The 1,006-nt window shown below is 71.0% G+C and carries 1 protein-coding gene; it reads left to right on the top strand.

Features of this window, described 5'->3' with window-relative positions; translation table 11 throughout:
• Positions 1-1,006: lipoyl synthase (locus FMM08_RS22760; protein WP_222711116.1), on the top strand; the 1,006-nt coding region annotated here is incomplete at both ends.

The following is a 1,006-nucleotide window of genomic DNA, read 5'->3' as shown; positions in this document are numbered from 1 at the left end:
TGACGCTGGCACCTGAAGGACGTCGGATGCTGCGGGTGGAGGCCCGCAACGCCGCCGTGCCCATCGAGCGAAAGCCCGAGTGGATCCGCACCACCGCCAAGACCGGCCCGGAGTACCAGGCCCTCCACGGACTGGTGAAGCGCGAAGGCCTGCACACCGTCTGCCAAGAAGCCGGCTGCCCCAACATCTTCGAGTGCTGGGAAGACAAGGAAGCCACCTTCCTCATCGGCGGTGACCAGTGCACCCGCCGCTGCGACTTCTGCCAGATCGACACCGGCAAGCCCGCCGCCTACGACGCCGACGAACCCCGCCGCGTCGCTGAGTCCGTGGCCTCCATGGGCCTGCGCTACGCCACCATCACCGGCGTCGCCCGCGACGACCTGGACGACGGCGGGGCCTGGCTGTACGCCGAGACCGTCCGCCGCATCCACGCCAACCCCACCGTCGATGGTGCCGGCACGGGCGTGGAGCTGCTCATCCCCGACTTCAACCGCGACCCCGACCAGCTCGCCGAGGTCTTCTCCTCCGCCCCGCAGGTGCTGGCCCACAACGTGGAGACCGTGCCGCGGGTGTTCAAGCGGATCCGCCCGGCCTTCACCTACGAACGCTCTCTGGGGGTCATCACCGATGCCCGCGCCGCGGGCCTGGTGACCAAGTCCAACCTCATCCTGGGGATGGGGGAGACCACCGAGGAGGTCATCACCGCACTGGGTGACCTTCACGAGGCGGGCTGCGACATCATCACCATCACCCAGTACCTGCGTCCCTCCCCGCGCCACCACCCGGTGGACCGGTGGGTCAAGCCCGAGGAGTTCGTGGCCCTGCAGGACGAAGCGGTCCGGATCGGGTTCACCGGAGTGCTGGCCGGTCCTCTGGTGCGCTCCTCCTACCGCGCGGGGCGGCTGTACGCGGCGGCGCTGGCCGCCCGCGGTGGGAGCCTGCCGGCACACCTGGCCCACCTGGGCGCCGCCTCAGCCGCCGGCCCCGCCCGCCAGGAGGCGTCCGC

It is taken from the genome of Quadrisphaera setariae (genome assembly GCF_008041935.1).
GTDB lineage: Bacteria > Actinomycetota > Actinomycetes > Actinomycetales > Quadrisphaeraceae > Quadrisphaera > Quadrisphaera setariae.
This window is presented reverse-complemented; position numbering and strand designations above follow the sequence as displayed.